Here is a 24,164-nt window from a genome sequence, read left to right as displayed (position 1 = left end):
TAGTCATGTGACACACCAAAATACAGGAGGGATTGCAATGATAGAAGCAACTAGCTGTGGCGGTGTGGTTATATTTCGGGGCAAAATATTAGTCTTATATAAAAATTTTAAGAATAAATATGAAGGCTGGGTTTTACCAAAGGGAACTGTAGAAGAAGGGGAAGATTTTAAAGATACCGCTGCAAGAGAAGTTCTAGAAGAAACCGGAGTGAATGCTGCAATTATCAAATATATTGGCAAAAGTCAATATAGTTTTACTGTGCCGGAAGACACAGTTGCAAAAGACGTTCATTGGTATTTAATGATGGCTGATAGTTATTACAGCAAACCACAGCGTGAAGAATATTTTATAGATTCAGGTTATTATAAATTTCATGAAGCCTATCATCTATTAAAATTTTCGAATGAAAAGCAAATTTTAGAAAAAGCATATAATGAGTACTTAGATTTGAAGAAGTGTAATCTTTGGGGAAGTCATAAGTATTTCTAGCGTCAAATCATCCGTTTGTTACATAGCGGATGATTTTTATATCCAGAGAAAAATTGGAAGAAGAGTATTTTTAATTGGTAATATTTGCATAATATGGCTATAATTATTATAACATAGGGGTATAATCTAGTTATTGATAATGTATTGTAAATGTAAAATGGAGGGTTACTACTTTATGGAAAGAACACTGGTCATCATAAAACCAGAGGCAGTTGCAAAAAAAATTGTAGGTAAAATCATATCTGTGTATGAGGACAATCATTTAAATATTATTCATGCACATAGAGTTTTGCCTACAAGAGATGTTTTGGAGAAGCATTATGAAGCACATAAAGACAAAGATTTTTTTGAAAGTCTTATTTCTTTTATGTCCTCATCAGAGGTAATGGTTCTCATTCTAGAAGGGAAAAATGTAGTAAATACAGTGAGGGAAATCAATGGCTCCACCAATCCAGAGAAGGCAAAGCCAGGAACACTTCGTTATATGTTTGGAGAAAACGTTCAAGAAAATGCAGTACATGGATCGGAATCATTGGAGGTAGCAGAAAAAGAGATTCGTATTTGGAGAGATCTAATACGATTTGAGAGTTAAAGATAACCTGTCTTGAGTTTACAATCAAAAACTTAAGACAGGTCTTTTGTTACCTTTTCTTTCCTCTTTTTATTTTTAATACTAGAATGAACGAGTCACTTCGCTCAAAGGGACAGAAAGAGGAGCGACGATACAATTGTTATCAGAAAATATAATCTGATAATTTTCAAATTCATAAACTTGAAGATTGTTATCATTACTTTCTTTTTTTGTCAAAAAGCTGGTCATTTCATTTAGAGTGATTAACTTACTTTCTAACGCATCTTTTAAATTTATGTGATTATCATTAAAATCAATAAAATATGCTTCTTCAAGTTGATATGTATATAACTGATAATTATTAAATGAACCAAAATATTCAATTCCTTTTTCCGTATTAATTGTTATATTTAAGTAATGACTGATGGCATTATCATTATATTGAATACTATAAGCTTTATAAAAAGTTGTTATTAAACAAATCAATAAAATTATAGAAGTAACAACTATTGCTATCAGAGATTTCTTGAGTGAAAAATATTTTTTATTAAATTTTTTTAGATAGTCTACTTCTTTAAAATTTTCTGTTCTACTTAATTCATAATCAATGAAAGATGTCTTAAAATTATTATATTCCAAATTGCAATTCTCACAAGAATTTAGATGAGCTTCAATATCTGCTTTGGTTTTATCATTTACTAGCCCCTCTATATAACCAGGTAATAAATCTCTGACAACATAACATTCTAATTTCATTTATAGATTGCCTCCATTAATTTTTTCTTTGCTCGATAAAAAGTTACACGCGCCCAATTTTCGGATTGCCCCATTATTTCACCAATCTCAGCAAAAGATAAGTCGCTTGAGATTCTTAAATATACCACTTCTTTCATTGAGGTATCAAGTTTTTGAAGCTTCTTATAAAACTCTATTTTATCTTCTTTTCTTATTATTTGAGAATCAATATCATAAGAATCTGGGATATTTTTATATATTTGTTCAATAGAAATACATTCTACTTTATTATTATCTTTTAGATATTTATACCAAATATGTTTGGCAATTTGACATAACCATACAGAAGGCTTGCAATCTCCTCTATAGTTATTAATAGTTTTCATAGCTTGAAAAAAAGTTTCTTGTGTTAAATCTTGTGCTAAATCTTCATTATGTACGAAAGAAAGAAGGAAAAAATAAACTTTCTTTCCATGAGATTTATAAAATTCTTCAATATTGTTCAATTTTTCACCTCCTATATAATAAGTGTATGGAAATAACTTTTCGTTACAAGCTAATTTATTTTATTAGTATTATTTTACAGAACTCAAAAAGAAAAGTCTATAAAAATAATCTTGTTGATTAAATCCTAAAAGTATTTCAACTTCTATTTTTGATATGAAGTTAAAGGTAAAATAGTAATAAGAAAAAATTGCCTTATCTAGATAATTATGTTATAGTTAAGCTTAAGGTTAGTAACAACTAACCAGTTAAAACACTAATCTATATATAATAAATGAATTAGTAGAATAGGAATTGATTTTAAAATAAGCAAACCGATACAATTGTTTTTAATGAGGAAGTAAATATGAATTTGAATAATCTAGTGTTACAGTATGCAAAAGCAAATTTAGAATTGGATGGTGCCTATCGTCTATCCATACCGCCTGGAAGCAAAGTAAGTGCTCAAACAACAATGAAGGGGGTATGTGGTTTTGTGATTCCCATTCGTGGTGAAGCAAAATTTACAGTATGTAATGAGGATTATGCGTTAAAACAAGGAGTTGTTTTGCATGCAGGTTCTGGTATGGAGTTAAGTAAAGAAGTAATTGGGAATGAGAACTGGGAATTTATACTTTTGCATTATAGAGTATTGCAGGAAGAAAAGCACAAAGAGTCCCTGTTTCATATGCATTATACGATCAATATTTTTCCTGATCAGAATGAAGAAATTATAAGAACACTTGATTCTATTATTTCTTTACAAAAAGAATATGGAACCAAGCATATGTTAACAACAAAAATTCTTTTATATGAACTTATTTCAAAACTATTTATTTTCTCTGAAATTCGAGAAAAACTAGAGCCTAAAGATCCAATTGATGAAGTATTAAGTTACATACACGGACATTTAGATGAGAATTTATCTGTAGCAGAGATTGCTGAAAACTTTCAATGGAGTGCAAAACAATTTCATTATTCTTTTCAAAAAAAACTTGGGGTTGCACCGAAAAAGTATATTATGGATACCAAAATAAAAAGAGCCAAGAGACTTTTGTTGGAAAGTGACTTGGCTATAGCTGAGATTGCTAGTCGTATCGGATATGAGGACCCACTTCATTTTAGTCGTATTTTTAAAAGAAATACAGGAATATCACCTAGCGTATTTCGCAAGCAATTCGAAAAAAATCCATGTTAATTCGAAAAAAATCTATTCAAATTTTATTTTTATTATGCTATATTCTCTTTTGTAAATGAAAATGAATATCATAATCAAAAGGAGTGTACTATGAAAAAATCGTTATCAATAATTACAATAGGAATGTTGTCATTTTCTCTTTTAGTAGGATGTGGTAGTGACACCACAAAGGAAGCCAGTACAAGTGATGCAACTACAACAACTGAAGTTTCTGAAAACAAAACAGATAATGCGTCAAATGAAGAAGAGACAAAAGACTCAAAAACAAGCCAAACACAAGATGTAAAAGGATTAACCTATCCATACATATATACAGATGAAGCAGGAAGAGAGGTTACAATTGAAAAGGAACCAACTGCAATTGTAACCAATTACTTACCGCTTTGGGAGAGCTTGACATTACTTGGCATAAAGCCACTTGCAGTATCAGGAGCTGAAAATTACATAGCTACGTGGGATGCATTTGAAGGATATGATGTAAGTGATGTACAAGATCTTGGACAAAAAGAAGTGAATTTAGAATTACTTGCACAGTTACAACCAGATATCATATTAAGCCAAAGTTATGATGCTGCCAATGCTGAAATTGAGAATTTTGAAAAAATTGCTCCCGTTGCAGTTTTTGGTCAAAAAACGAAAATGGATTGGAGGGCAAGTCTTAGAGAAGTAGCAAAGATTGTTAATAAAGAAGAAGAGGCTGAAAAAATTATTACAGAGATTGCAGATAAGTTAGCCACTGAAAGAGAAAAATTAGCAAGTGAATATGATGGACAGACTGTTATGCAATTTTCTTTAATGGGTGAAGATAAATACTTTGTGGCATATCGACCTGATTTATATGATAAAGAAACTGGGTTAGGATTAAATGTACCTGAAGGATACACAAGCTCTGAAACTTATGAACAAATTTCAATGGAAGCAATTGTGCAAATGAACCCTGATTACATTTTTGTAAATGTTTTTGACGGTGATGAGGCTTTGTTTGAAGCATTAGAAGAAAACACAGTTTGGCAGTCTTTAAAAGCAGTTCAAGATGGTCATGTATACCGTCTAGACGGTGGTGGACACGCACCAAGTGCATTAGCTACCTTATATACAGTTAACTTTATTACCGATGCTTTAACAACAAAATAACGAACCTGATATAAGAAAATTATTTTGATGAAAACGGGCAGATACAAGGCTTTTAAAGATGTATCTGCCTGATTAAATGTCATCGACATAATTAAAATCTAGGAAGGAGAAAAGAATGAAGACTGTTAAGCAATCAAGTAAGAGTAGATTACAAATCTTTGTTCTAGTCATGATAGGAAGCTTACTTGTACTTGGTGGAGCAATGTTGCTATCCATAATGACAGGGGCGGCAAATTTATCCATGCAGGCTGTTATTGATTCATTTTTATCCTTTGAACAAGGAAATTCAAGTCATCTTCTCGTAAGAGATATGAGAGTTCCAAGAGCAATTTCAGGAGCACTAATAGGAGCCGCACTGGCTGTTGCAGGGGCTTTGATGCAGGGAATGACAAAAAATCCATTGGCAGATTCAGGATTGGTGGGATTAAGTGCAGGAGCAGGGCTTTTTTTAGCCATTTCTTTGGTTATTTTAAATGGTATGAGTTATTCAGGAATTGTTGTTATGACATTTCTTGGTGCGGCCTTTGGGGCTGGATGCGTACACATTATTAGTACTTTGATTCCAGGGGGAAATCATCCTATGAAACTTGTACTAGCGGGTGCTACAGTTAGTACATTATTTTCAGCTATTAGTCAGGCAATTGCCATTTATACGAATACATCACAAAACATAATGTTTTGGACAATGGGTAATGTTTCAGGAACAAATTGGAAGCAATTAAAAATAGGCGGACCTATTATTGTAATCAGTGTATTGCTTGGAATCGCTTTATCAAGAAGAATTTCCATTTTACATATGGGAGATGAGATAGCAAAAGGAATTGGAGTCAATACGAAACGAACCCGAATCATAGCCACGATACTTGTAGTGCTTTTATCAGGAACTTCCTTTGCATTGTGTGGCAGTATCACATTTGTTGGAATGATGATTCCTCATTTTGCAAGATTTTTAGTGGGGCCTGATTATCGGCTAATTATTCCACTAAGTGCAGTAGAAGGTGCTGTTTTAGTAGTACTTGCAGATATTTTATCAAAGACACTAAACCCACCTGCAGAAATACCGCTTGGTGCCTTAATATCTGTCATTGGTGTTCCAATCTTTCTTTATTATGCAAGAAAAGACAAAGGAGGAAAAAACCAATGAATACTCCAATAAAAAAGAAAAGTCATTTCAGTTTGCTGTTACTTTGGCTGTTTTTATTAATCGTACTCTTTTTTATTAGTATCAATGCTGGGTATACAGATATTCCAATGAAAGACATACTACGTATTTTGGGAGGAGGCGGAAGTACAAATGAGAATCTGGTTGTATTTGAATTTCGTCTTCCTCGTATCATTATTTCAATTCTAGTAGGAATTGGATTTTCACTATCTGGTTGTGTATTACAAGGAATTACAAGAAATCCACTTGCAGATCCTGGGCTTATGGGAATTAATGCAGGAGCTGGAATTGTAGTTGTTATTTTTATGACCTTATCAGGGACGATAAGTCTTTTGGGTGTTATGGCATTACCGATATTTTCTTTCTTGGGAGCACTATTAACGAGTGCACTTTTGTATATAATTTCAACAAAAAAGGGATACGGTCTAGCACCTACTCGTTTGATATTAAATGGAGTTGCAATTCAGGCAGGTATTAACTCTATGATGACAATCATTGTATTGCAATTGGATGATACACAGTATGATTTTCTAGCAATATGGCAGGCAGGAAGTATTTATAATTCCAATTGGAAATTAGTACTTGCATTGTTTCCATGGATTGTATTTGGTATGATTTATCTCTTTTTTAAATCAAGGGAGCTAGATCTTTTGATGGTAGGTGATGAATTAGCATCAGGCCTTGGTGTTGCGGTTACTAAGGAGAAAAAAGGGTTATTATTCGTTGCGGTTGCACTTTCGGCAGCTTCGGTAACTGTAAGCGGTAGTTTGCATTTTGTAGGCTTACTAGGTCCTCACTTGGCAAGGCGTATTGTGGGTGCGAGACATCAAATTTTATTACCATTTTGTGCTATAACGGGTGCAATATTGGTTTTGGCCGCTGATACAATCGGAAGAACCATTGTAGCTCCATCGGTGATACCAGCAGGAATTATCGCGGCAATATTAGGAGCACCTTATTTTATTTATTTAATGATTGGTAATAGTCGGACTAAGAAGGAGGTAAGAAAATGAAAGAGTTTAAGATTAAAGATTTAGAAGTGGCCTACGGAGATCAAACCATAATCAAACAACTAAACCTAGAAATCCCGATTGGTAAAATAACAACAATCATTGGGCCAAACGGATGTGGTAAATCAACTTTCTTAAAAACCATTGGAAGAATTATGAAGGCAAAGCATGGTGCTGTTTATTTGGATGCAAAAGATATTCATGAATTATCAAGTAAAGAATTTGCAAGACAATTAGCCATACTACCTCAAAGTCCGATTGCACCTGAAGGCCTAACGGCACAAGAGTTAGTCTCCTATGGACGATATGCGCACCAAAAAGGCTTTGGAAAGGAAAGTGCGAAGGATCAAGAAATTGTAAAATGGGCGCTTGAAGTTACAAATCTATCTGAACTAAGTCATCGAAGTGTAGACAATATGTCTGGTGGACAAAGGCAACGAGTATGGATTGCAATGGCACTGGCACAAGAAACAGAAATGATATTACTAGATGAACCAACAACGTATTTAGATGTTGCTTACCAACTGGAAGTACTAGAACTTTTGGAGGATTTAAATAGAATTTACGGATGTACTATTGTTATGGTACTTCACGATATCAATCTTGCTTCCCGATACGCAGATTATCTGATTGCACTAAAGCAAGGAAAAGTCATAGTAGAAGGTACACCAAGAGAGGTAATTACGAAGGAAATGCTAAAAGAGGTATACCAGATTGAATCGGATATTGTACTGGAAGAGCAAAGTAAAAAACCAATTTGTGTTTCTTACCGTTTGATGAATAAAAAGAAATTATTAGAAAAGGAATTAAAGGTGGTAGGATGAAAAAAATAGCGATATATGGGAAAGGTGGAATTGGAAAATCAACAACGGTTTCCAATCTATCTGCCGCTTTGGCAACAACTGGTTTGAAAGTAATGCAGATTGGATGTGATCCAAAGGCAGATTCAACCAGAAATTTAACAGGTGGCGAAAAGATTCCAACTGTTTTGGAGCTACTTCGAGATAAAGAAAATGTAAAGCTTGAAGATTTGGTATTTGTTGGAGATGAAGGTGTCTTGTGTGTGGAAGCAGGAGGACCAGTACCAGGAGTTGGTTGTGCAGGGCGAGGAATTATTACGGCATTTGAAAAATTAGAAGAATTAAATGCATTTGAAGTGTATCAGCCTGATGTAGTCATCTATGACGTGCTAGGTGATGTCGTGTGCGGCGGCTTTGCAATGCCAATTCGTGGAGGCTATGCCGAAGAGGTCTATATTGTATCCTCGGGTGAGATGATGTCTTTGTATGCTGCAAATAATATTGCCTCGGCAGTTAAAATGTTTGGGAAACGAAAATACGCATCCTTAAAAGGAATTATCTTAAATAGTAAAAATATAGAAAACGAAGAAGCATTGGTGCTACAAGCAGCAAAAGAGATTGAAACGGACGTAATATATAAAATAGACAGAAATCCGTTGGTACAACAAGCAGAAGCACTCGGAAAAACGGTGGTAAGCGCATTCAAAGACAGCAATATGAGTAAGAAATATTTAGAACTTGCCAAAATGCTTCTTACACAAGAAGAATAAGGAGGCCGATATGAGTGGTACAAATCGGACTTATCGTCTGTCAGAGATAGAAAGCAATCAAGGAATCACATTTTCACATGCAGCTGCTACACCAGGACATCATTGTCCGATGCACACTGCATTGGCTGCAATGAGAAACATAAGAGGAATCTCTAGCCTTGTACTTGGCATGCCAGAATGTAGTTTTTACAGTCGCTATGTGATGGAGAATCCAGTTGAAGGGACAGGAGAACTTCATTATACCTACGTACTAGACTCCAATGAAGTCGTATTTGGGTGTAGAGAAGGATTGATAAAAGCATTAGAAGAAATGGAACGAGACGGTGCAAAGGCAATTATGGTGATTATGACATGCATTCCTGCCTTGATTGGTGAGGATGTAAAGGAAATAACAGAAACTTTTTCCTTAGAGCATAATGCAAAAGCTGTCTGTATTGATATGGCTCATTATAAGAGAAATGGATATGAAGCTGGCTATTATGAAGGATATGAAGCATTAGGCGATTTTTGTATGAAAAAAGAGTTAAACTCTAATCTAGTCTCCATACTTGGCGCACACAAAGGAAGGGAAGGTGAAGGTTTAAAAAATTGGCTTAAAAATAATGCCTTTGAACTCCTTGAAATTGAAACAGGATTTATGCTAGAGGATTTCCTTAAGATCACAAGTTCTGCATTCATTATCGTAACAAATATCCATTACCTTCCTCTTGCTAACAAATTAAAAAAAGAATATAACATACCTTTTGTATTCTTAGGTGGTGCATATTCCGTTAGCGAGATAACAGCTTGTTATGAAACGATAAAAGAACAGTTACAATTACAAGAGTTACCAGAATTTGTAGGAATCAATGAATTAAAAGAATTGGAAGATAATATAAAAAGCCAATTTACGGGTAGCCGTTTTATTATACCTGCGATTATAGAAGACGTATTACTTTTAACGAATTATTTGACCTCTTTATCGATGAAGCCTTGTGTCTTACATATTGAAGAATATCAATTATGGATGCAGGAGTGGAAGAAATCCATTCTACATCAATCGGTTGATCCATATATTACTTTTGTTGTACAGCAAGAAATAAATCAAGATGCATTTGAAAAGTCAGGATTTTTAGAAGAAAAAGGATTTCGTTTTTCAATAGGAGAAACTTCATTGAAAGAGGTTGCTTCCATGAAGATAGAACGTTTTTTCCTTACTTCACTTTTTGGCTACGAAAGGACGAATGCATTGCTTCATAGTCTGAAACATCTACGGAAGGAGGAGTAAGATGCCATTATATAAGAATACACCACAACCATCTGGAAGGATGGGCGTATTATGGGCGCTTGCGCCAATTTTTGATGCCGCCATTATTGAATATGGTTCTATGGGCCATATGATTTATGCTGAAAAATGGCTGGCACACACGGGATTAATCAAACGAGCAAAACTAATTACAACACATCTTGCTGAAAAAGACATAGCTCTTGGAATTACAAAACGTTTAGAAGAGAGTGTAAAAGAGGTGGTAAAGGAGAAAAAAGCAAATGTTATCTTTTTAATTCCATCTAGTGTTCCTGAAATGATAGGGACTGACTTAGAATCCATTGGAGAAGAGTTACAATTTATGTATCCACAAATACCTATTATTACTTTTGGGGCAGGAAATTTTAAGGCGACAAAAGAACAAGGTATGGAAGAAGCTTATTTTCGATTGGTTAAATCATTGACTAAAGAAGATGATATAGAAGCGATAGAAGATACAGGCTTTGAAAAAGCAACTTTTAATCTAATCGGATCTGCCTGCGATTGGTCTCGTTTTCAATCAGATACAAGAGAAATTATTAGAATAATGGAAGGCGCATTTGATATGAAGTCAGCCGCTGTGTTTGGCTCCTCTTGTAATACAACCTCATTATATAAGATGACAAATGCAAAAGTAACACTTGTTATGCGAAAAGATGGGATAAAAGCTGCTAAGCAATTAGAAAAAAATTATGGTATTCCCTATCTTTATATGACTCCTTACGGACTTTTAAATACCATAACATGGATCAAAGAATTAGAAGAGATATTAGAAAAGAAAGCAGATAAAGATTATCTTAACAATGAAATCAAAGAAACACAATATGCGATTCATCATTGTAACGTTTGGGCAAAGCATAAAAACGATAAAGCAAAGTTATGGATTAGTAATGAAGATGAGTTGTCACTAGGAATTCAAGAATTTGCCAAGAAAGAGTTAGGCTTTATGCTTGCTACTGGAGGAATCCATATGTCTGATGCTAGACAATTAAAGCAAAATCCTGGAAAATGTAACATTGAGGTAAGAAGAAGTACGTTATCTTACGATATCAATCCTTACGAACTTCCTTTTATGGGATTTCGAGGTACTATGAATTTATGCTCTTTATTTACGGATTTTCTTATAAAAAGATAATAGGTTTCATCCTTTACGTATTTATGCTTCATGAACAACCTCATATAATGCGAATTAATTAGCCCTGTTTTGCAAACAATTTATTAGCAAAACAGGGCAATTGTAATTATATGCACTATAACAGAATTACTTTGATTGACATTATCACTAATTAGTGATATATTTAAGATATGAAAAATAAAATATCTTATGGAAAACAAAACGATTCCAATTTAAAAGCTTTTATTGGTCTTAGTCGTACGACACAAGGACTCCACAAACGTGCAGGTGGTATTTTTAGTAAAGGAGGATTGACGTCATCACAATTTGCAGTCTTGGAGGCTTTGTATCACAAAGGAGACTTAACGATTCAGGAAATCATAGATAGTATATTGTCATCTTCTGGTAACATGACTGTTGTTGTTAATAATCTGGAAAAAGACAAAATGATTGAACGTTACGTGAATCCAAAAGACAAAAGATCAAGTGTAATAACAATAACCGAGAAAGGGAAACGGAAAATAGAAGAAATATTTCCAATTCATCTGATTGATTTAGAAAAAAGCTTTGAAGCAATAACCGAAGAAGAAAAGGAAATACTAATCAAAATATTAAAGAAAATTAAAATATAATGATTCTAAAACACAGAAATCACTAATTAGTAATAAATGATTGGTTTTCTTGTTTTAGAAGGTTAGGAGTGTGAATATGAGTAAAAAAATGATAAGAGTAGAAAAAATCGGTTTTCAGTGGGGAATGGACAGTCCTTTTTTAGCATGCATGCATCATAAAGACCAATTTCCAGCAGGAAACGAAGAACAAGGACCAGCGGTTTCTCTAAGTGGAAGACGCCTTGGCAATGATTTCTCTGGAAAAGATGGTTTTAGTATGTATCACGGTGAAAAGGTACCTGGTTTTCCAGTACATCCGCATCGTGGCTTTGAGACGGTAACCATTGTATTAGAAGGAATTGTCGATCACTTTGATTCCAAAGGAGCAGAAGGCAGATATGGAAATGGTGATGTACAATGGCTTACGACAGGGGAAGGCTGTCAGCATGTAGAAATGTTTCCACTTGTTCATACCGATAAGCCAAATCCATTAGAACTGTTTCAAATATGGCTCAACCTTCCAGCCGAGAGTAAATTTACTTCTCCAGATTATAAGATGCTTTGGGCAGAAGAAATTCCAGTTATCAAAAAAAGTAACGAAAAAGGGAAGACGGCTACCATTCGATTAATTGCTGGAAGGTATGAAGAGTATAACAGCCTAGCACCAACCCCTGCATCTTGGGCGGCAGATTCTAATCATCATGTTGGAATTCAATTGGTTGAATTAGAGCCAGGTGCTGAATATAAAATTGCGGCTGGCACAAAAAGTTTGAATCGAAATTTGTACTTTTACCAGGGACTTGGAACAATTCTTATTGAGGAAGAGAGTATTCCTTCCTCTAGTCGCATTAAGTTAGCAGGTGAGGAAGAGATTGTAGTGCAAAATCAAGATCAGGTTAGTTATCTATTATTGTTAGAAGGAGAGCCAATCAACGAACCAGTTGCTCAATATGGACCTTTTGTTATGAATACACAACAAGAAATCAATGATGCCTACCGAGATTATCAAAACACACAATTTGGTGGTTGGCCGTGGTCAGACGATGAGCCTGTACATTCAAGAGATACAGGTAGATTCGCTCGTTATCCAGATGGAAGAGTTATAAAAAAATCATAAGACAAAATTATAGCCAATTTTGATTGTTATCATTATGTTACAATCAAAGTTGGCTGTTTTATTGTGTGATATTAGAATTTGTCTCAGGTCGAAATACAGTTATAATCAAAACGAATGATTCATATGATTAATAAGTATAAAAATAAGGTGGAAGGATATGGAATCAGGAAACAATAATCAGGATATGCTAGAAGAGTATACATTAAAGCAAACAAAAGCAACACTTAGCGCATTTGTTGATGCTATTATTCCACGCTCGGAAGAATTAGCAAAAGAGTATGGTGAAATACAGTATTTTGGAGCTTTGGATTTGCTAGTTGATGAATATTTATATATTACATTAAATGAATATCAGCCAGATTTGGCAGAAGCAACAGTTGAAATGTTAAATGCAGCGGCCCAAAGATTAGTTTCAAGAGTGGAAAATAAAAAACCATTAAATTTATCGGAAGGTGGATTGTTTGCTTCTTTAGCACCTAGTGATCGATTGCTTGCAATTGCTTTACTAAAAAAGTATCAATATTCATCCTCACATTTGCTATATCCATATGAAAATATATTCTATAACGTAGTAGATAATTTGATTCGTTTAACCATGATAGGATATTATTCCGAATGGTTTGGATATGGAACTACACGATTGTTGCAGCCCAATAATCGTGTCCTAGAATTCTATCCATTAAGCTGGAATCAGATAGATTATCCAGGTCCAACACCACCACGCCAATTGGCTATGATTGAATCATGAAGGGAGCTAAATCATGGAAAAAGACTTTGATGTCATTGTAATCGGAGCTGGAGGGGGCGGGGCTGTGGTTGCAAAAGAATTGTGTGACAAAGGATTAAGAGTTCTTGTTTTGGAAGCTGGAGCTTGGTATGGGAATAAAAAATGGCCAAAACCGAATTCAGAGCCTGGAGAAAAAAGCAGTTCTAGCTATGAAGATTTAAGTATTGATATTCTAAATGAATGCTTTACGGATTTAGAAGACGATATGAATAGTCTTATATCTGGAAAGTTTCGATGGGGTCCAGCAAATAGGCAAAAAGAGCCTTGGAAACGTTTGGTTGCACATGGAGGCTTTACGTGGCAAAATGCAGGAGTTGGAGGAAGCACTCTTCACTATTTAGGAAATCATCCAAGAGCTTATCCTACTTCTGTAAATCAAGTCTGGCCAATTACTTATGATGAATTAATTCCTTATTATGAAAAAGTTGAGCAATTATTGCCTGTAACAAACGCTCCCGCTGTGGCAAAAGAAGACCTATTTTACTATGGAGCGAGTAAAGCAGGGTGGAGTCAGCATGATACAAAAAATGTAACAACTCCTGGATATCGTCCGCAACCAAATGCAATTTTAAGACGCGGGCAATCATACCAATTCCCAGGAGAGGGGTTACACGAATATACAAACTATGGCTGTACACTTAGAGGGCACTGTATAAATGGTTGCCACATTGGTCCAACAGTTGATTCAGTTGCAAAAAGATCGACTTTTACTAATTATATTCCTTTTGCCCTATTAACAGGAAATATAGAAATACGGCCAAATAACTTTGTGATTCAGGTGTTAACGGAAAAAGACAATAATGGTGACTTACAAGCAATAGGAGTTATTTCAAAAGATACTTGGACAGGAGAGACGACGCAACTACGAGCAGATATTGTTGTTATGGCGGCTGGAACGATTGAAACACCAAGGTTATGGCTAAACTCAAATCTTCCTGAAAATCCATGGGTAGGAAGAGGTTTGGTAAATCATTGGTTTGACAGTGTTACTGGTATTTTTGAAGAATCTGCCTTGATGGAAGCAATCGGTTCGCCAAATATTCGCCCATTTTCAGGGCAGAATGCAGCGGCACGTTTTGATTATCCCGGTTGGGGAGTGTTAGAACTTTTTGGTTGTAGTCCAGCGCTGTATTCGACGCTAGGCTATGCATCTAGTGATAGTGGATTTTTCTTTGAAAACAAGGTAGGGGATAAGCCTTGGGATTATGAAGGAGCAATTGTTGGTGACCTTTTAAAGGAATATATGATGAATTATCAGCGCACACTCAACATCGTGATTTTTACCGATGACGAGGTGAACCAAGACAATGGGGTTACATTGGATATGCATGAAAAAGATGAGAATGGTTACATACCAATCATACGTTATCATGCAAGCCAGAAGGATCGAATCAAAAGAGATAACTTGGCAACACTAGCTTCTAATATATTAAGAACTGCTGGTGCCAAAACAATCGTACGTGCAAACTGGTCACCTGATATATACATACATCTTATGAGTACTATGCGAATTGGGCTTGTCACAAATACACAATGTGAGGCGTTGCAAGTAAAAAAACTATATATTGCTGATAATAGTGTACTATACAATAGCCTTGGTGGACCAAACCCTACACTTACTACACAGGCATTAGCAACGCGCACAGCGGATAACATATTTGATAAATATTTTGCACCCCAAGCATAAAGTAATAATTTTAAATAAATTAGAATAAAAATAGCACACTAAATTATCTTTGGAATAAACTGAATTGAAAAGATTTCATATCATATAGGAGGTTTGTATCGTTTATATGGATAACACAATGTATGATACGCAAGATAATTCAATTGTAGGAATTCCATATCAGAACATAAATTGGAGAGACATAGATGGGCAGCCTTTTGGGCAAGCATCCGCTTTTAACATGTTCGTACTGGGTGATGCCAATAATATTGTAGATGTAGAAGGAGCAGTAGCAATTGGCGGAAGCTTTTATAGCCCAAGAGGCTTTAGTGTAGGCTTTCAAAGGGGAAACAATCCAACCAGCATTGGGTTTTCACCAGATCTTGCTAGATTTATAACTGGAAATGTTACTTCTACAAAAGGTCCTTTGGTTGTAATAGGGCATGCCATTTCAAATGGAAGTTTTCAGGCAGGATTAGGAAGTACCTATTATATTGGAAATGATGATTCTGATGGTCAAATGGATCAATTAAAACAATTATATCAAGCTCGTGGAGGAAGTCCATATTGGACACCAAGTGATAAAGGTGAGTATTATTTAATTCCTAGTTATGACGTTCCACGAGTGATACCAGCATCTCGTATTTCTGCTGATTTACCAGCGTTTTTTCAAAATGCTAGAACAAGTTTAGTAAACTATAGAAATTGCATTTCGCAATTAGCAAGTAATGGAACTATCACAAGTAATTCTCATGAATGGATTTTGACAGGTACCGATCCTACGCAAAATATTTTTACAATTGATGTAAGTCCAAACGGACTTATTAATAAAGGAATAAGATTCAATGTTCCTAGAGGCAGTTTAGCAATTGTTCGACTAAAGACAGGTCCTCATGCTCACTTACAATATGGGGTGTATGGAGATAAAAGTATGGCAAACCATACTCTTTATGTTTTTGAAGATGCAACAAATATTCATATGGAAAAATCATCCGATATATGGGGAAGTATTTTAGCTCCTCAAGCAATGTTTCATGGTCATCCTACAGGAGGGCATGTGAGTGGAAATGCTGCATTAGGCGGTTTTGCTGTAAATCCAAACAGTGGCTTTGAATTTCATTTTTATCCATTTGTAGGTGGAGTGATATGTGGAGAAACTTTGCCTGTAGAAGAAGTGATCGAAACACCATCTCCAGTGCCATCACCCCCAGAAATGCCTATGCCAACACCTGTTCCAACGCAACCAACGCAACCATGTCCAACATGCCCAGAGCCAGAGCCTTGTCCAGTTCAATTACCATGTCCTGAACCAGCACCATGCCCAGTGGCTCCACCGTGTCCAGAGCCACCGCCATGTCCAGTAGCTCCACCATGCCCGACATGTCCAGAACCATGTCCAGTCGCTGCACCGTGTCCAACGTGTCCAGAGCCAGAACCATGTCCAGTGGCTCCACCATGTCCAACGTGTCCGACATGTCCAGAGCCAGAACCTTGTCCAGTCGCTGCACCGTGTCCAACATGTCCAGAGCCAGCACCATGCCCAACGTGCCCAGAGCCAGCACCATGTCCAATGTGTCCAGAACCACCGCCATGCCCAACGTGTCCAGAATGTCCAGCGTGCCCGGTATGCCCAGAGCAAAAGGAAGAGACACAAAGAGAACCAATGGGTATTCCAATTCCATTTCCTGTACCAATTCCTATTCGTTCAAAACCAATTGAGTGTCCGAAATGTGAGGAATGTCTGGTAACTGCGGGAATGATAACAGGTTGTATTTGTGGTTGTGAGTGTCATAGAAGCCACGAGTGGGATGTTATGCTATACCAAATGTTAGATGGCAAAAAAGTGATGGTATCTTGTAGCACAATCTGCCATATGGAATGCTTTGAATTTAAAGTTTCTTATGAAGGAACTTATATATTGAAAATCTGTCCAGCTAAAAGAACGTTCTTTTCACCTGCATGCAGACCAAAAGTAAAATTAACAAATATTGGTGTTGCCAACTTTATAATAGAATAAGATTAAATGACATAAATTGGATGATATCTTGACTTATTCATGTTCCTATGATACACTTTACTAACAATTTCATTACTCGTGAGGGAGTAGTTTGCGTAAGATATTACGTGACAAGTCAACATACTGACTGAATAAGTCTGGCTTGTCTTAATGAACGAGACTCATGTATAGCACAAGATGTTATACATGGTCTCTTTTTTTGACTCGTGTATGCATGTTTATGCAGTACACGATTTTTTTATGTTCATGTATTTTCCCCCTCATGGAAATTGCAACGAGCATCCTTTCTATAAATAGTAGTAGGACTCACTTTTAGAGGAAAAGAAACACAAGGAGGAAGTTGTTGTGAAAGAATTTATGGAAGATATTGAGCAATTATCAATTCGACTAGGCTCTGATTTATCCAAGGGATTAACAACAAAACAAGTTGGAAAGAACCAAGAAAAGTACGGCACCAATACGCTAACAAGAGAAAAACAAGAATCATTGCTTAAGCGAACCATCAAAGCATCCAGTGAACCTATGATCCTAATGCTTATTATGGCTGGTTTCATTGCACTTTTTGTTAACATGATACGTGCATCAACAGGAGGAGAAGCAGACTTTTTAGAATGTGTCGGTATTTTTGCCGCAATTTCTCTTTCTGTCATCATTACTGTGGCAATGGAGGGTAAAAGTGCAAAGGCATTTGAAGCGTTATCGAAAATAAGTGAGGATACGCAAATCAAAGTATTGCGAGACGGCGAAACGATTGTAGTTGGTCAAAAGGATATTGTGGTTGGTGATTTGGTCTTGCTATCAACTGGCGATAAGATTCCAGCAGACGGAAGGCTAGTTGAAAGTGTTGGTCTTACAGTGGATGAATCTGCATTAACAGGAGAAAGTGTACCAGCAAAGAAAGATGCAAAGTTAGTTCTAATTGATGAAAAAACACCACTTGCAGAACGAAGTAATATGTTATACTCTGGTAATTTTATAACAAGTGGGTATGGTAAGATGATTGTAACAGCAGTTGGTGATGAAACTGAATTTGGAACAATTGCAAAAGAACTTTCAAAGGTAGAAAAAACAAGTACACCATTGCAAGAAAAGCTTGCAAGGCTTGGAAAAACAATCACGATTCTTGGCGTAATTGCGGCAACCATAGTCTTTATCACAGAGTTAATCTCTTTTTTTCTAGCGGGCGGATTACATGTTGAACAAGTCTTAGAAGCCTTTGTAACAAGTATTGTTTTAATTGTTGCAGCCGTTCCAGAAGGACTTCCAACCATTGTAGCAGTATCATTATCCATTAATATCATTAAATTGTCACATCAAAATGCATTGGTAAAAAAGATGATTGCATCAGAGACAGTCGGATGTATCAATGTTATTTGCTCTGACAAAACAGGTACCTTAACAGAAAACAAGATGACAGTAGCCGCTTTTTATGATGGAAAATGGCATGAGGATGCAACGCAGTTAGAATGTAACTGGCTTGTACACAATGTCTGTCTTAATACTACCGCGGATCTCTCTTTCGATGGCAGTTTTATTGGGAATCCAACCGAATGTGCAATGCTAAACTTTTATGAAAAATCAAAGGTAAGACAAGTAACTGGAAAGTCTTACAAAGAGGAACGTCTAGATCACGATGTGTTGCATTCGTTTCCATTTTCTTCTGAATTAAAGCATATGACAACGATAAGTAAAGTAGATGGTAAAATCATTACTTATGTAAAAGGTAGTCCAGAATGTGTGTTTTCAATGTGTAAGATGGAAGAGTCAAAGAAACATGAAATCGAAACATACATGAAAAAAGCGCAGGAAAAAGCCATGCGTGTCATCGCTTTTGCTCATAAGGAATTGGAAGAAATGAAGGATTATGAGGACGATCAGTATCATGCGATATTAGAAAGTAACATGGTTTTTGACGGTTTTGTGGCGATATCTGATCCTCTTCGTGCCGATGTATATGAAGCGGTAAAAAACTGTAGACTTGCAGGTATTGACTTAAAGATTTTAACAGGGGATAACATTGTAACAGCTTCGGCAATTGCTGATGAATTACACCTCCTAAATAATGGACAAGTTGCAGTAGAAGCAAAAGAGATTGCAGACTTAAGTGATGAAGAATTAATTCAATTGCTTCCAAAGATAAGCGTAATTGCAAGAAGTACACCAACCATTAAAATGCGGATTGTTAAATTATTAAAAGGAGAAGGTAATGTCGTTGCAGTTACTGGAGATGGTATCAACGATGCACCAGCCTTAAAAAATGCAGATGTTGGTATTGCAATGGGGATTTCAGGAACAGAGGTTTCAAAAGAAGCTAGTGATATCGTATTGTTAGATGATTCTTTTTCTACCATTGTAAAAGCAATTGTCTGGGGACGTGGTATTTATGAGAACTTCAAACGATTTATTCAATTTCAGCTTACCGTTAATATATCTTCCGTTATTGTTGTGTTTACTTCTATTATTTTAGGGTTAAAAGCTCCATTTACAGCACTTCAATTATTGTGGATTAATATAATTATGGATGGACCTCCAGCACTTACACTAGGTCTTGAACCTGTATATGATGATTTGATGAGTCGTCCACCAACAAAGCGAAACGATAATATCGTATCAAAAGGAATGTTCTTACGAATTGGATTAACAGGAGCGTATATTTCCATTGTCTTCTTATGCCAATATACGAAAAACTTTTTAGGTGCAACAACAGAACAAATGCCAACTGTATTATTTACTTTATTTGCACTCTTTCAATTATTTAATGCCTTTAACTGTAGAGAGCTACATGCAGTAAGCATATTTAAGCATCTTTTAAAAAATAAAATCATGCTTCTTGTTATTAGCATAACATTTTTAATTCAGATTATTATTATACAATTTGCAGGAGCGTTCTTTGGAACTGTGCCACTTGATTTGTTTATGTGGATTAAGATATTTTTAGTGACTTTTAGCGTTGTTTTAATATCTGAGACGGTCAAACTATGTTATCGAATCTTAATTAGAAAGTAAAGAGAATAATTAAGCGGTTGTTGGTAGAAAAAATCCCTCGTAAGGGATAGATTTTAACCAACAACCGTTTTTTGTTACATATAAAAGTAAGACTCTTAATTACTTTGTATTAATTTCATCAAATCATTCATGGGTTTTGTTATGTATTTGTTCTTATGCCAAAAGAGTTGGCGGTATACGTTTACTTCAAACTCAGGAACCCGTATTGGAACAATGGATTTTTCTTTTAGCTCGTTTTGAATGGTAAACAAAGGAAGATAGGAAACACCTTTGTTTTGTGCAACAAAAGAACGAATAATGTCGGTATTTCCTGTTTCTAAATAAGGGTGAAGGCCTAGTCCTTTTCGTGCTAAATGTTGGGAGAGTTCATAGGTATATCCAATGTTACATTCCGTCATAATTAGCTCCTCCTGTAAGATTTCTTCTATGGTTACGGTTTGTTTTTTTGCAAGAGGATTTTGACTAGAAGCTACGAAATATACCTTTTCTTCACGAAGAATCTTTCCTGTCCATACGTGATCAATCACGTTTTGATCAATCGTATATGCCATGTCTAATTCATTATGAAGCATAAGATCAAAGATAAAATTTCTTGTACCAGTCTTAATGCAGATATGCATATTGGGATACATCTGGTGAAAACTTGTAATAAGAGAAGGAAAAGATGCAGCCAAAATGGATTCAGAAGTACCAATTCGAATCATACCAGAGTAATCTTTTTCGTTCTTTATGTCAGATATGGATTCTTCTGTATAAAGTAAAATTTTTTGTGCATGTTTTAAAAATTCTTTTCCTTTCTCTGTCAAGTAAATGCTTTTACCAATTCGGTCAAATAGTAAAGTTCCAAGTTCCTTTTCTAAATTCTTGATTTGTATTGTAACAGCTGCCTGAGAATATCCCAGTTGTTCTGCTGCCTTACTAAAATTCATCTTATCAGCGGCAACAAGGAAAGTATTAATTTCTCTAAGTTCCATAGTATGTTCTTCCATCCATAAATATTTTTAAATGATATTATTAAATACATTAATTATTCATATTATAAAGTTAATGATATAATAGCTAAACAGGAAAGTCAATGCAAGAGGAGGAAACAGTGAGAGGATTAGGTACCATTATTAATATAGTAGCGGTAATACTAGGGAGCGGTATCGGACTATTTTTAAAAAACGGATTAAAGCAAAAAATGCAGGATATGCTAATGCAAACTTGTGGAGTAGCAGTCATCTTTATTGGTATTTCAGGAACGCTACAAGGAATGCTTCGCGTAACAGAGGGGACAATTGAGACAAAAGGGGCTATGCTTTTAATATTTTCTTTGGTCATTGGAGGATTTATTGGTCAACTATTAGATATAGAGAGTTTTTTAGATTCCATTGGGGATAAGCTAAAAAGCATGGCTCATGTAAAAGAGGATAATCGATTTGTAGAAGGGTTTGTAAATACCTCTTTGATTATCTGTGTGGGAGCCATGGCAATTGTTGGATCAATTCAAGATGGATTAAGTGGTGATTATACCATGCTTGCAGCAAAATCAATCTTGGATTTTGTTATCGTACTTGTTTTTACTTCAGGTTACGGAATTGGAGTAATGTTTTCTGCAATTCCAATTTTACTATATCAAGGTGGTATTACACTACTAGCAATCGCGGCAGGTTCCTTTTTAGGAGAGGAGTTGATTGCCAATCTTTCCTATATTGGTTCTGCATTGATTTTTTGTGTTGGAATTAATATTGCGTTTGGAAAGAGATTTCAAGTAGGTAACATGCTTCCTGCATTTATAATTCCAATTATATATAGTATCATAGCGTGACTACAAAGAAGGAGATAAGCAATGAAATTTTCAAAACGTATGAATCTATTTCAAGAAAGTGTGTTTACGAAACTAAATGAAATGAAGCTTAAAAAGTTAGAACAAGGTGAAAACGTGATTGATCTTAGCATTGGTACTCCAAATGTACCTCCTGCAGAACATATCATGGACGCTTTATCGTACGCAGTAGCAGATAGAACCAATTATGTGTATGCCATCAAAGACCAAAGTAAACTTACATATGCAGTCAGCAAGTGGTATGAAGAGCGATATCAAGTCCATATAGATCCTGATAAACAAGTTTGTTCTTTGCACGGATCACAGGAAGGCTTTGCAAACCTTGCAATGACAATCGTGGATGAAGGAGATTTGGTACTTGTTCCAGACCCATGCTATCCCGTTTTTGCAGACGGACCACTTTTAGCAGGTGCAACCCTATATTACATGCCACTAAAAAAAGAAAACAATTATGTTATTCAATTTCAGGATATACCAGAAGATGTAGCAAAAAAAGCAAAACTTATGATTGTATCTTATCCAAATAATCCAACTACAGCTATAGCACCAGATAGCTTTTATACAGACTTAATTGCGTTTGCTAAAAAGTATGATATTATTGTACTTCATGACAATGCCTATAGTGAGTTAGTGTTTGATGGAAAGAAAGGAAAAAGCTTCTTATCTTTTGAAGGAGCGATGGAGGTAGGAGTTGAATTTAACTCTCTTTCTAAAACCTATGCGTTGGCAGGTGCAAGAATTGGTTTTTGCATTGGAAACGAACAAATTATTACGAATTTAAAAAAGTTAAAATCAAACTTTGATTACGGTATGTTTCTTCCACTGCAAGAGGCTGCAATGAAAGCAATTCTAGGCGATCAAACATGTGTGAAAACAACTAGATTATCCTACGAAAAAAGAAGAGATGCCTTATGTGACGGCTTATCCTCAATAGGCTGGAAGATAAATAAACCAGATGCAACCATGTTTGTATGGGCATCCATCCCAAGTGGATTTCATAGTAGCGAGGAATTTGTCTTTGAATTGCTTGATAAAGCAGGTGTATTAATGACACCGGGAAGTGCCTTTGGTGCTCACGGTGAAGGCTATGTTAGAATTGCATTAGTTCAGGATAAAGAAGTAATAGAGCAAGCAGTAGAGCAGATAAAGAAAAGTAGAATTTTATTAAAAAATAGTTAATGTTTCATAGTGAAACATTGTCCCATGATTGGTCTTTTATTAAGACTGTTTCATGGGATTTTTTTGATATTTATTTAATAAATAAGTGGACTCTTTGTTGCTATTAAAAAACTCGTAATAAAATATTAAGGATGATGTCCTTGACGAGTCAGAAATAAAATTATATATTAAGTGTATTAAGACTTATAGTACAGTTAATACAAAATTAATAAAATATTAAGTATTTCATAAAGAATTTTAATTAGATACTAAAACTTAATTAAAAAAAAGCTCCCTCATCTGTGATATCTTTTATGATAGCAGGTTTAGAAAAAGTATGTTTGTACTTTTAGGGGGATATAACAAATGCTTAAGGAAGTACTTTAAGATAGAAAGGAAGAAAAATATGAAACGAAGACGTTTAACGCAGATATTTCCTTGGCTTTTACCAATACGGAAAAAACAACGTTTATTTTGTTTTTATTTAAAAATGAAATTGGATGGCAAAAAGTATGCCATTGAAAAAAAAGAAGACTTGTACCAAAATCTAATATTTGAAGCAGATAGTACCTTGTACAATCATGAAACAGGTTTTGATATGAAATACCAAGAAAACAAGGTATTTAATCTGAAGTTAGCAGCACAAACATTAGATGATATTGTAATAAAGCCAGGAGAAGTATTTTCCTTTTGGAAACTGGTAAAAAATGCAGATAAAAAGATTCCTTATAAAGATGGGCTTGTCGTGATAAATGGAGAGCTTACCACTGCATATGGAGGGGGACTTTGTCAAATTAGTAATCTGTTATTTTGGTTGTTCCTTCACACCCCACTGCAAATTGTGGAACGACACGGTCATAGCGTAAAAGATTTTCCAGATCCACCAGGAGATGCACCAGTAGGAATTGATGCAACCGTATCGGAAGGTTGGTTTGATTTAAAAGTAAAAAATACAACGAATACCACTTTTCAAATTAAGCTAAGCTTTGATGAAGAACAAATGCATGGAAAAATTCTAGCAGACAAGGAATTCAATTATAAGATACAGATTCAAAATAATGCGATTGTTTATGACAAATCAGGCAAAGAAATATATCAAAAAGCAGATGTCGTTCGTACTACTATAGATAAAAAAAGCGGCGCTGTTAAAGAACAAAAAGTATTATATCAAAACAAATGTAGAATTGGTTATCCATTACCAGAGGATAATCAATCAACAGGA

General features: G+C 35.2%; 20 protein-coding genes and 2 pseudogenes. 19 read left to right on the top strand and 3 right to left on the bottom strand.

Going from position 1 to position 24,164, the window contains the following annotated elements; translation table 11 throughout:
- The first annotated feature begins 37 nt into the window (after nt 1-37).
- Nucleotides 38-490 carry an NUDIX hydrolase gene (locus F7O84_RS05190; RefSeq protein ID WP_151142635.1) on the top strand — a complete coding sequence of 151 codons (453 nt, stop codon included), beginning with the start codon at nt 38-40 and terminating at the stop codon, nt 488-490.
- A 175-nt stretch (nt 491-665) separates the two neighbouring features.
- Nucleotides 666-1,082, top strand: a complete 417-nt coding sequence (ndk, locus tag F7O84_RS05185) for a nucleoside-diphosphate kinase (protein ID WP_151142633.1) — start codon at nt 666-668, stop codon at nt 1,080-1,082.
- Nucleotides 1,083-1,163: 81 nt separating this feature from the next.
- On the opposite strand, the gene F7O84_RS05180 is transcribed toward ndk, so the two are convergent.
- A complete protein-coding gene (locus F7O84_RS05180) occupies nt 1,164-1,817 on the bottom strand; it encodes a zf-HC2 domain-containing protein (RefSeq protein ID WP_151142631.1) in 654 nt (217 codons plus the stop codon).
- Nucleotides 1,814-2,302: an RNA polymerase sigma factor gene (locus tag F7O84_RS05175; protein WP_151142629.1), complete on the bottom strand. Its 489-nt coding sequence runs from the start codon at nt 2,300-2,302 to the stop codon at nt 1,814-1,816. The genes F7O84_RS05180 and F7O84_RS05175 overlap by 4 nt, the downstream gene beginning before the upstream one ends.
- Before the next feature lie 344 nt (nt 2,303-2,646).
- Here F7O84_RS05175 and F7O84_RS05170 point away from each other — a divergent pair, with 344 nt between their 5' ends.
- The 14 genes and pseudogenes from F7O84_RS05170 to F7O84_RS05105 form a co-directional block, all read left to right on the top strand.
- Nucleotides 2,647-3,477, top strand: a complete 831-nt coding sequence (locus F7O84_RS05170) for a helix-turn-helix domain-containing protein (RefSeq protein WP_151142627.1) — start codon at nt 2,647-2,649, stop codon at nt 3,475-3,477.
- A 90-nt stretch (nt 3,478-3,567) separates the two neighbouring features.
- Nucleotides 3,568-4,611 carry an ABC transporter substrate-binding protein gene (locus tag F7O84_RS05165; protein WP_151142625.1) on the top strand — a complete coding sequence of 348 codons (1,044 nt, stop codon included), beginning with the start codon at nt 3,568-3,570 and terminating at the stop codon, nt 4,609-4,611.
- A gap of 115 nt (nt 4,612-4,726) precedes the next feature.
- Nucleotides 4,727-5,755, top strand: a complete 1,029-nt coding sequence (locus tag F7O84_RS05160; RefSeq protein WP_151142623.1) for a FecCD family ABC transporter permease — start codon at nt 4,727-4,729, stop codon at nt 5,753-5,755.
- Entirely contained in the window at nt 5,752-6,786 is a 1,035-nt protein-coding gene (locus tag F7O84_RS05155) for a FecCD family ABC transporter permease (protein ID WP_151142621.1), read from the top strand. The genes F7O84_RS05160 and F7O84_RS05155 overlap by 4 nt, the downstream gene beginning before the upstream one ends.
- Nucleotides 6,783-7,607 (top strand): ABC transporter ATP-binding protein, encoded by an 825-nt coding sequence (locus F7O84_RS05150; protein ID WP_151142619.1) that lies wholly within the window; start codon nt 6,783-6,785, stop codon nt 7,605-7,607. Before F7O84_RS05155 ends, F7O84_RS05150 begins: the two co-directional genes overlap by 4 nt.
- Nucleotides 7,604-8,353 (top strand): nucleotide-binding protein, encoded by a 750-nt coding sequence (locus F7O84_RS05145; RefSeq protein WP_151142617.1) that lies wholly within the window; start codon nt 7,604-7,606, stop codon nt 8,351-8,353. Before F7O84_RS05150 ends, F7O84_RS05145 begins: the two co-directional genes overlap by 4 nt.
- A 10-nt stretch (nt 8,354-8,363) precedes the next feature.
- The gene (locus tag F7O84_RS05140) at nt 8,364-9,620 is read left to right on the top strand and encodes a nitrogenase component 1 (RefSeq protein WP_151142615.1); all 1,257 of its coding nucleotides are present in this window, start codon (nt 8,364-8,366) and stop codon (nt 9,618-9,620) included.
- Between the two features lies 1 nt (nt 9,621).
- Complete coding sequence (locus F7O84_RS05135) at nt 9,622-10,773, top strand: nitrogenase component 1 (RefSeq protein ID WP_151142613.1); 1,152 nt, start codon at nt 9,622-9,624, stop codon at nt 10,771-10,773.
- A gap of 170 nt (nt 10,774-10,943) precedes the next feature.
- Nucleotides 10,944-11,384, top strand: a complete 441-nt coding sequence (locus F7O84_RS05130; protein WP_151142611.1) for a MarR family winged helix-turn-helix transcriptional regulator — start codon at nt 10,944-10,946, stop codon at nt 11,382-11,384.
- Between the two features lie 76 nt (nt 11,385-11,460).
- Entirely contained in the window at nt 11,461-12,480 is a 1,020-nt protein-coding gene (locus tag F7O84_RS05125; protein WP_151142609.1) for a pirin family protein, read from the top strand.
- Between the two features lie 157 nt (nt 12,481-12,637).
- Entirely contained in the window at nt 12,638-13,228 is a 591-nt protein-coding gene (locus tag F7O84_RS05120; RefSeq protein WP_151142607.1) for a gluconate 2-dehydrogenase subunit 3 family protein, read from the top strand.
- 13 nt (nt 13,229-13,241) lie between these two features.
- Entirely contained in the window at nt 13,242-14,954 is a 1,713-nt protein-coding gene (locus F7O84_RS05115; protein WP_151142605.1) for a GMC family oxidoreductase N-terminal domain-containing protein, read from the top strand.
- Between the two features lie 106 nt (nt 14,955-15,060).
- Nucleotides 15,061-16,950, top strand: coding sequence for a choice-of-anchor A family protein (locus tag F7O84_RS05110; RefSeq protein WP_151142603.1), 1,890 nt, complete (start codon nt 15,061-15,063; stop codon nt 16,948-16,950).
- A 330-nt stretch (nt 16,951-17,280) separates the two neighbouring features.
- Nucleotides 17,281-19,956 (top strand): annotated as a pseudogene (locus F7O84_RS05105) (calcium-translocating P-type ATPase, PMCA-type); the annotation flags it as partial.
- 95 nt (nt 19,957-20,051) lie between these two features.
- On the opposite strand, the gene F7O84_RS05100 reads toward F7O84_RS05105, so the two are convergent.
- Entirely contained in the window at nt 20,052-20,930 is an 879-nt protein-coding gene (locus F7O84_RS05100) for a LysR family transcriptional regulator (protein ID WP_192451665.1), read from the bottom strand.
- 119 nt (nt 20,931-21,049) lie between these two features.
- Between F7O84_RS05100 and F7O84_RS05095 the strand changes: the two genes are divergently transcribed.
- The 3 genes and pseudogenes from F7O84_RS05095 to vanW all read left to right on the top strand — a co-directional run.
- Nucleotides 21,050-21,766 carry a DUF554 domain-containing protein gene (locus F7O84_RS05095; RefSeq protein WP_192451664.1) on the top strand — a complete coding sequence of 239 codons (717 nt, stop codon included), beginning with the start codon at nt 21,050-21,052 and terminating at the stop codon, nt 21,764-21,766.
- Nucleotides 21,767-21,787: 21 nt separating this feature from the next.
- On the top strand, nt 21,788-22,963 hold the full coding sequence (locus F7O84_RS05090) for an aminotransferase class I/II-fold pyridoxal phosphate-dependent enzyme (RefSeq protein WP_151142595.1): 1,176 nt from the start codon (nt 21,788-21,790) through the stop codon (nt 22,961-22,963).
- A gap of 385 nt (nt 22,964-23,348) precedes the next feature.
- Nucleotides 23,349-24,146: pseudogene (gene vanW, locus F7O84_RS05085) on the top strand (glycopeptide resistance accessory protein VanW); the annotation flags it as partial.
- Nucleotides 24,147-24,164 lie beyond the last annotated feature (18 nt).

Origin of the sequence: Candidatus Galacturonatibacter soehngenii (genome assembly GCF_008830185.1) — a bacterium.
Classification (GTDB): domain Bacteria; phylum Bacillota; class Clostridia; order Lachnospirales; family Lachnospiraceae; genus Lachnotalea; species Lachnotalea soehngenii.
This window is presented reverse-complemented; position numbering and strand designations above follow the sequence as displayed.

Excerpts from the sequence above, each read along its gene's own strand:
- F7O84_RS05130 (WP_151142611.1), top strand. The coding sequence starts at position 10,944 with ATGAAAAATAAAATATCTTATGGAAAACAAAACGATTCCAATTTAAAA.
- F7O84_RS05120 (WP_151142607.1), top strand. The coding sequence starts at position 12,638 with ATGGAATCAGGAAACAATAATCAGGATATGCTAGAAGAGTATACATTA.
- F7O84_RS05165 (WP_151142625.1), top strand. The coding sequence starts at position 3,568 with ATGAAAAAATCGTTATCAATAATTACAATAGGAATGTTGTCATTTTCT.
- F7O84_RS05160 (WP_151142623.1), top strand. The coding sequence starts at position 4,727 with ATGAAGACTGTTAAGCAATCAAGTAAGAGTAGATTACAAATCTTTGTT.
- F7O84_RS05125 (WP_151142609.1), top strand. The coding sequence starts at position 11,461 with ATGAGTAAAAAAATGATAAGAGTAGAAAAAATCGGTTTTCAGTGGGGA.
- F7O84_RS05150 (WP_151142619.1), top strand. The coding sequence starts at position 6,783 with ATGAAAGAGTTTAAGATTAAAGATTTAGAAGTGGCCTACGGAGATCAA.
- F7O84_RS05140 (WP_151142615.1), top strand. The coding sequence starts at position 8,364 with ATGAGTGGTACAAATCGGACTTATCGTCTGTCAGAGATAGAAAGCAAT.
- F7O84_RS05155 (WP_151142621.1), top strand. The coding sequence starts at position 5,752 with ATGAATACTCCAATAAAAAAGAAAAGTCATTTCAGTTTGCTGTTACTT.
- F7O84_RS05135 (WP_151142613.1), top strand. The coding sequence starts at position 9,622 with ATGCCATTATATAAGAATACACCACAACCATCTGGAAGGATGGGCGTA.
- F7O84_RS05170 (WP_151142627.1), top strand. The coding sequence starts at position 2,647 with ATGAATTTGAATAATCTAGTGTTACAGTATGCAAAAGCAAATTTAGAA.
- F7O84_RS05115 (WP_151142605.1), top strand. The coding sequence starts at position 13,242 with ATGGAAAAAGACTTTGATGTCATTGTAATCGGAGCTGGAGGGGGCGGG.
- F7O84_RS05180 (WP_151142631.1), bottom strand. The coding sequence starts at position 1,817 with ATGAAATTAGAATGTTATGTTGTCAGAGATTTATTACCTGGTTATATA.
- F7O84_RS05110 (WP_151142603.1), top strand. The coding sequence starts at position 15,061 with ATGGATAACACAATGTATGATACGCAAGATAATTCAATTGTAGGAATT.
- ndk (WP_151142633.1), top strand. The coding sequence starts at position 666 with ATGGAAAGAACACTGGTCATCATAAAACCAGAGGCAGTTGCAAAAAAA.
- F7O84_RS05090 (WP_151142595.1), top strand. The coding sequence starts at position 21,788 with ATGAAATTTTCAAAACGTATGAATCTATTTCAAGAAAGTGTGTTTACG.
- F7O84_RS05190 (WP_151142635.1), top strand. The coding sequence starts at position 38 with ATGATAGAAGCAACTAGCTGTGGCGGTGTGGTTATATTTCGGGGCAAA.
- F7O84_RS05100 (WP_192451665.1), bottom strand. The coding sequence starts at position 20,930 with ATGGAACTTAGAGAAATTAATACTTTCCTTGTTGCCGCTGATAAGATG.
- F7O84_RS05145 (WP_151142617.1), top strand. The coding sequence starts at position 7,604 with ATGAAAAAAATAGCGATATATGGGAAAGGTGGAATTGGAAAATCAACA.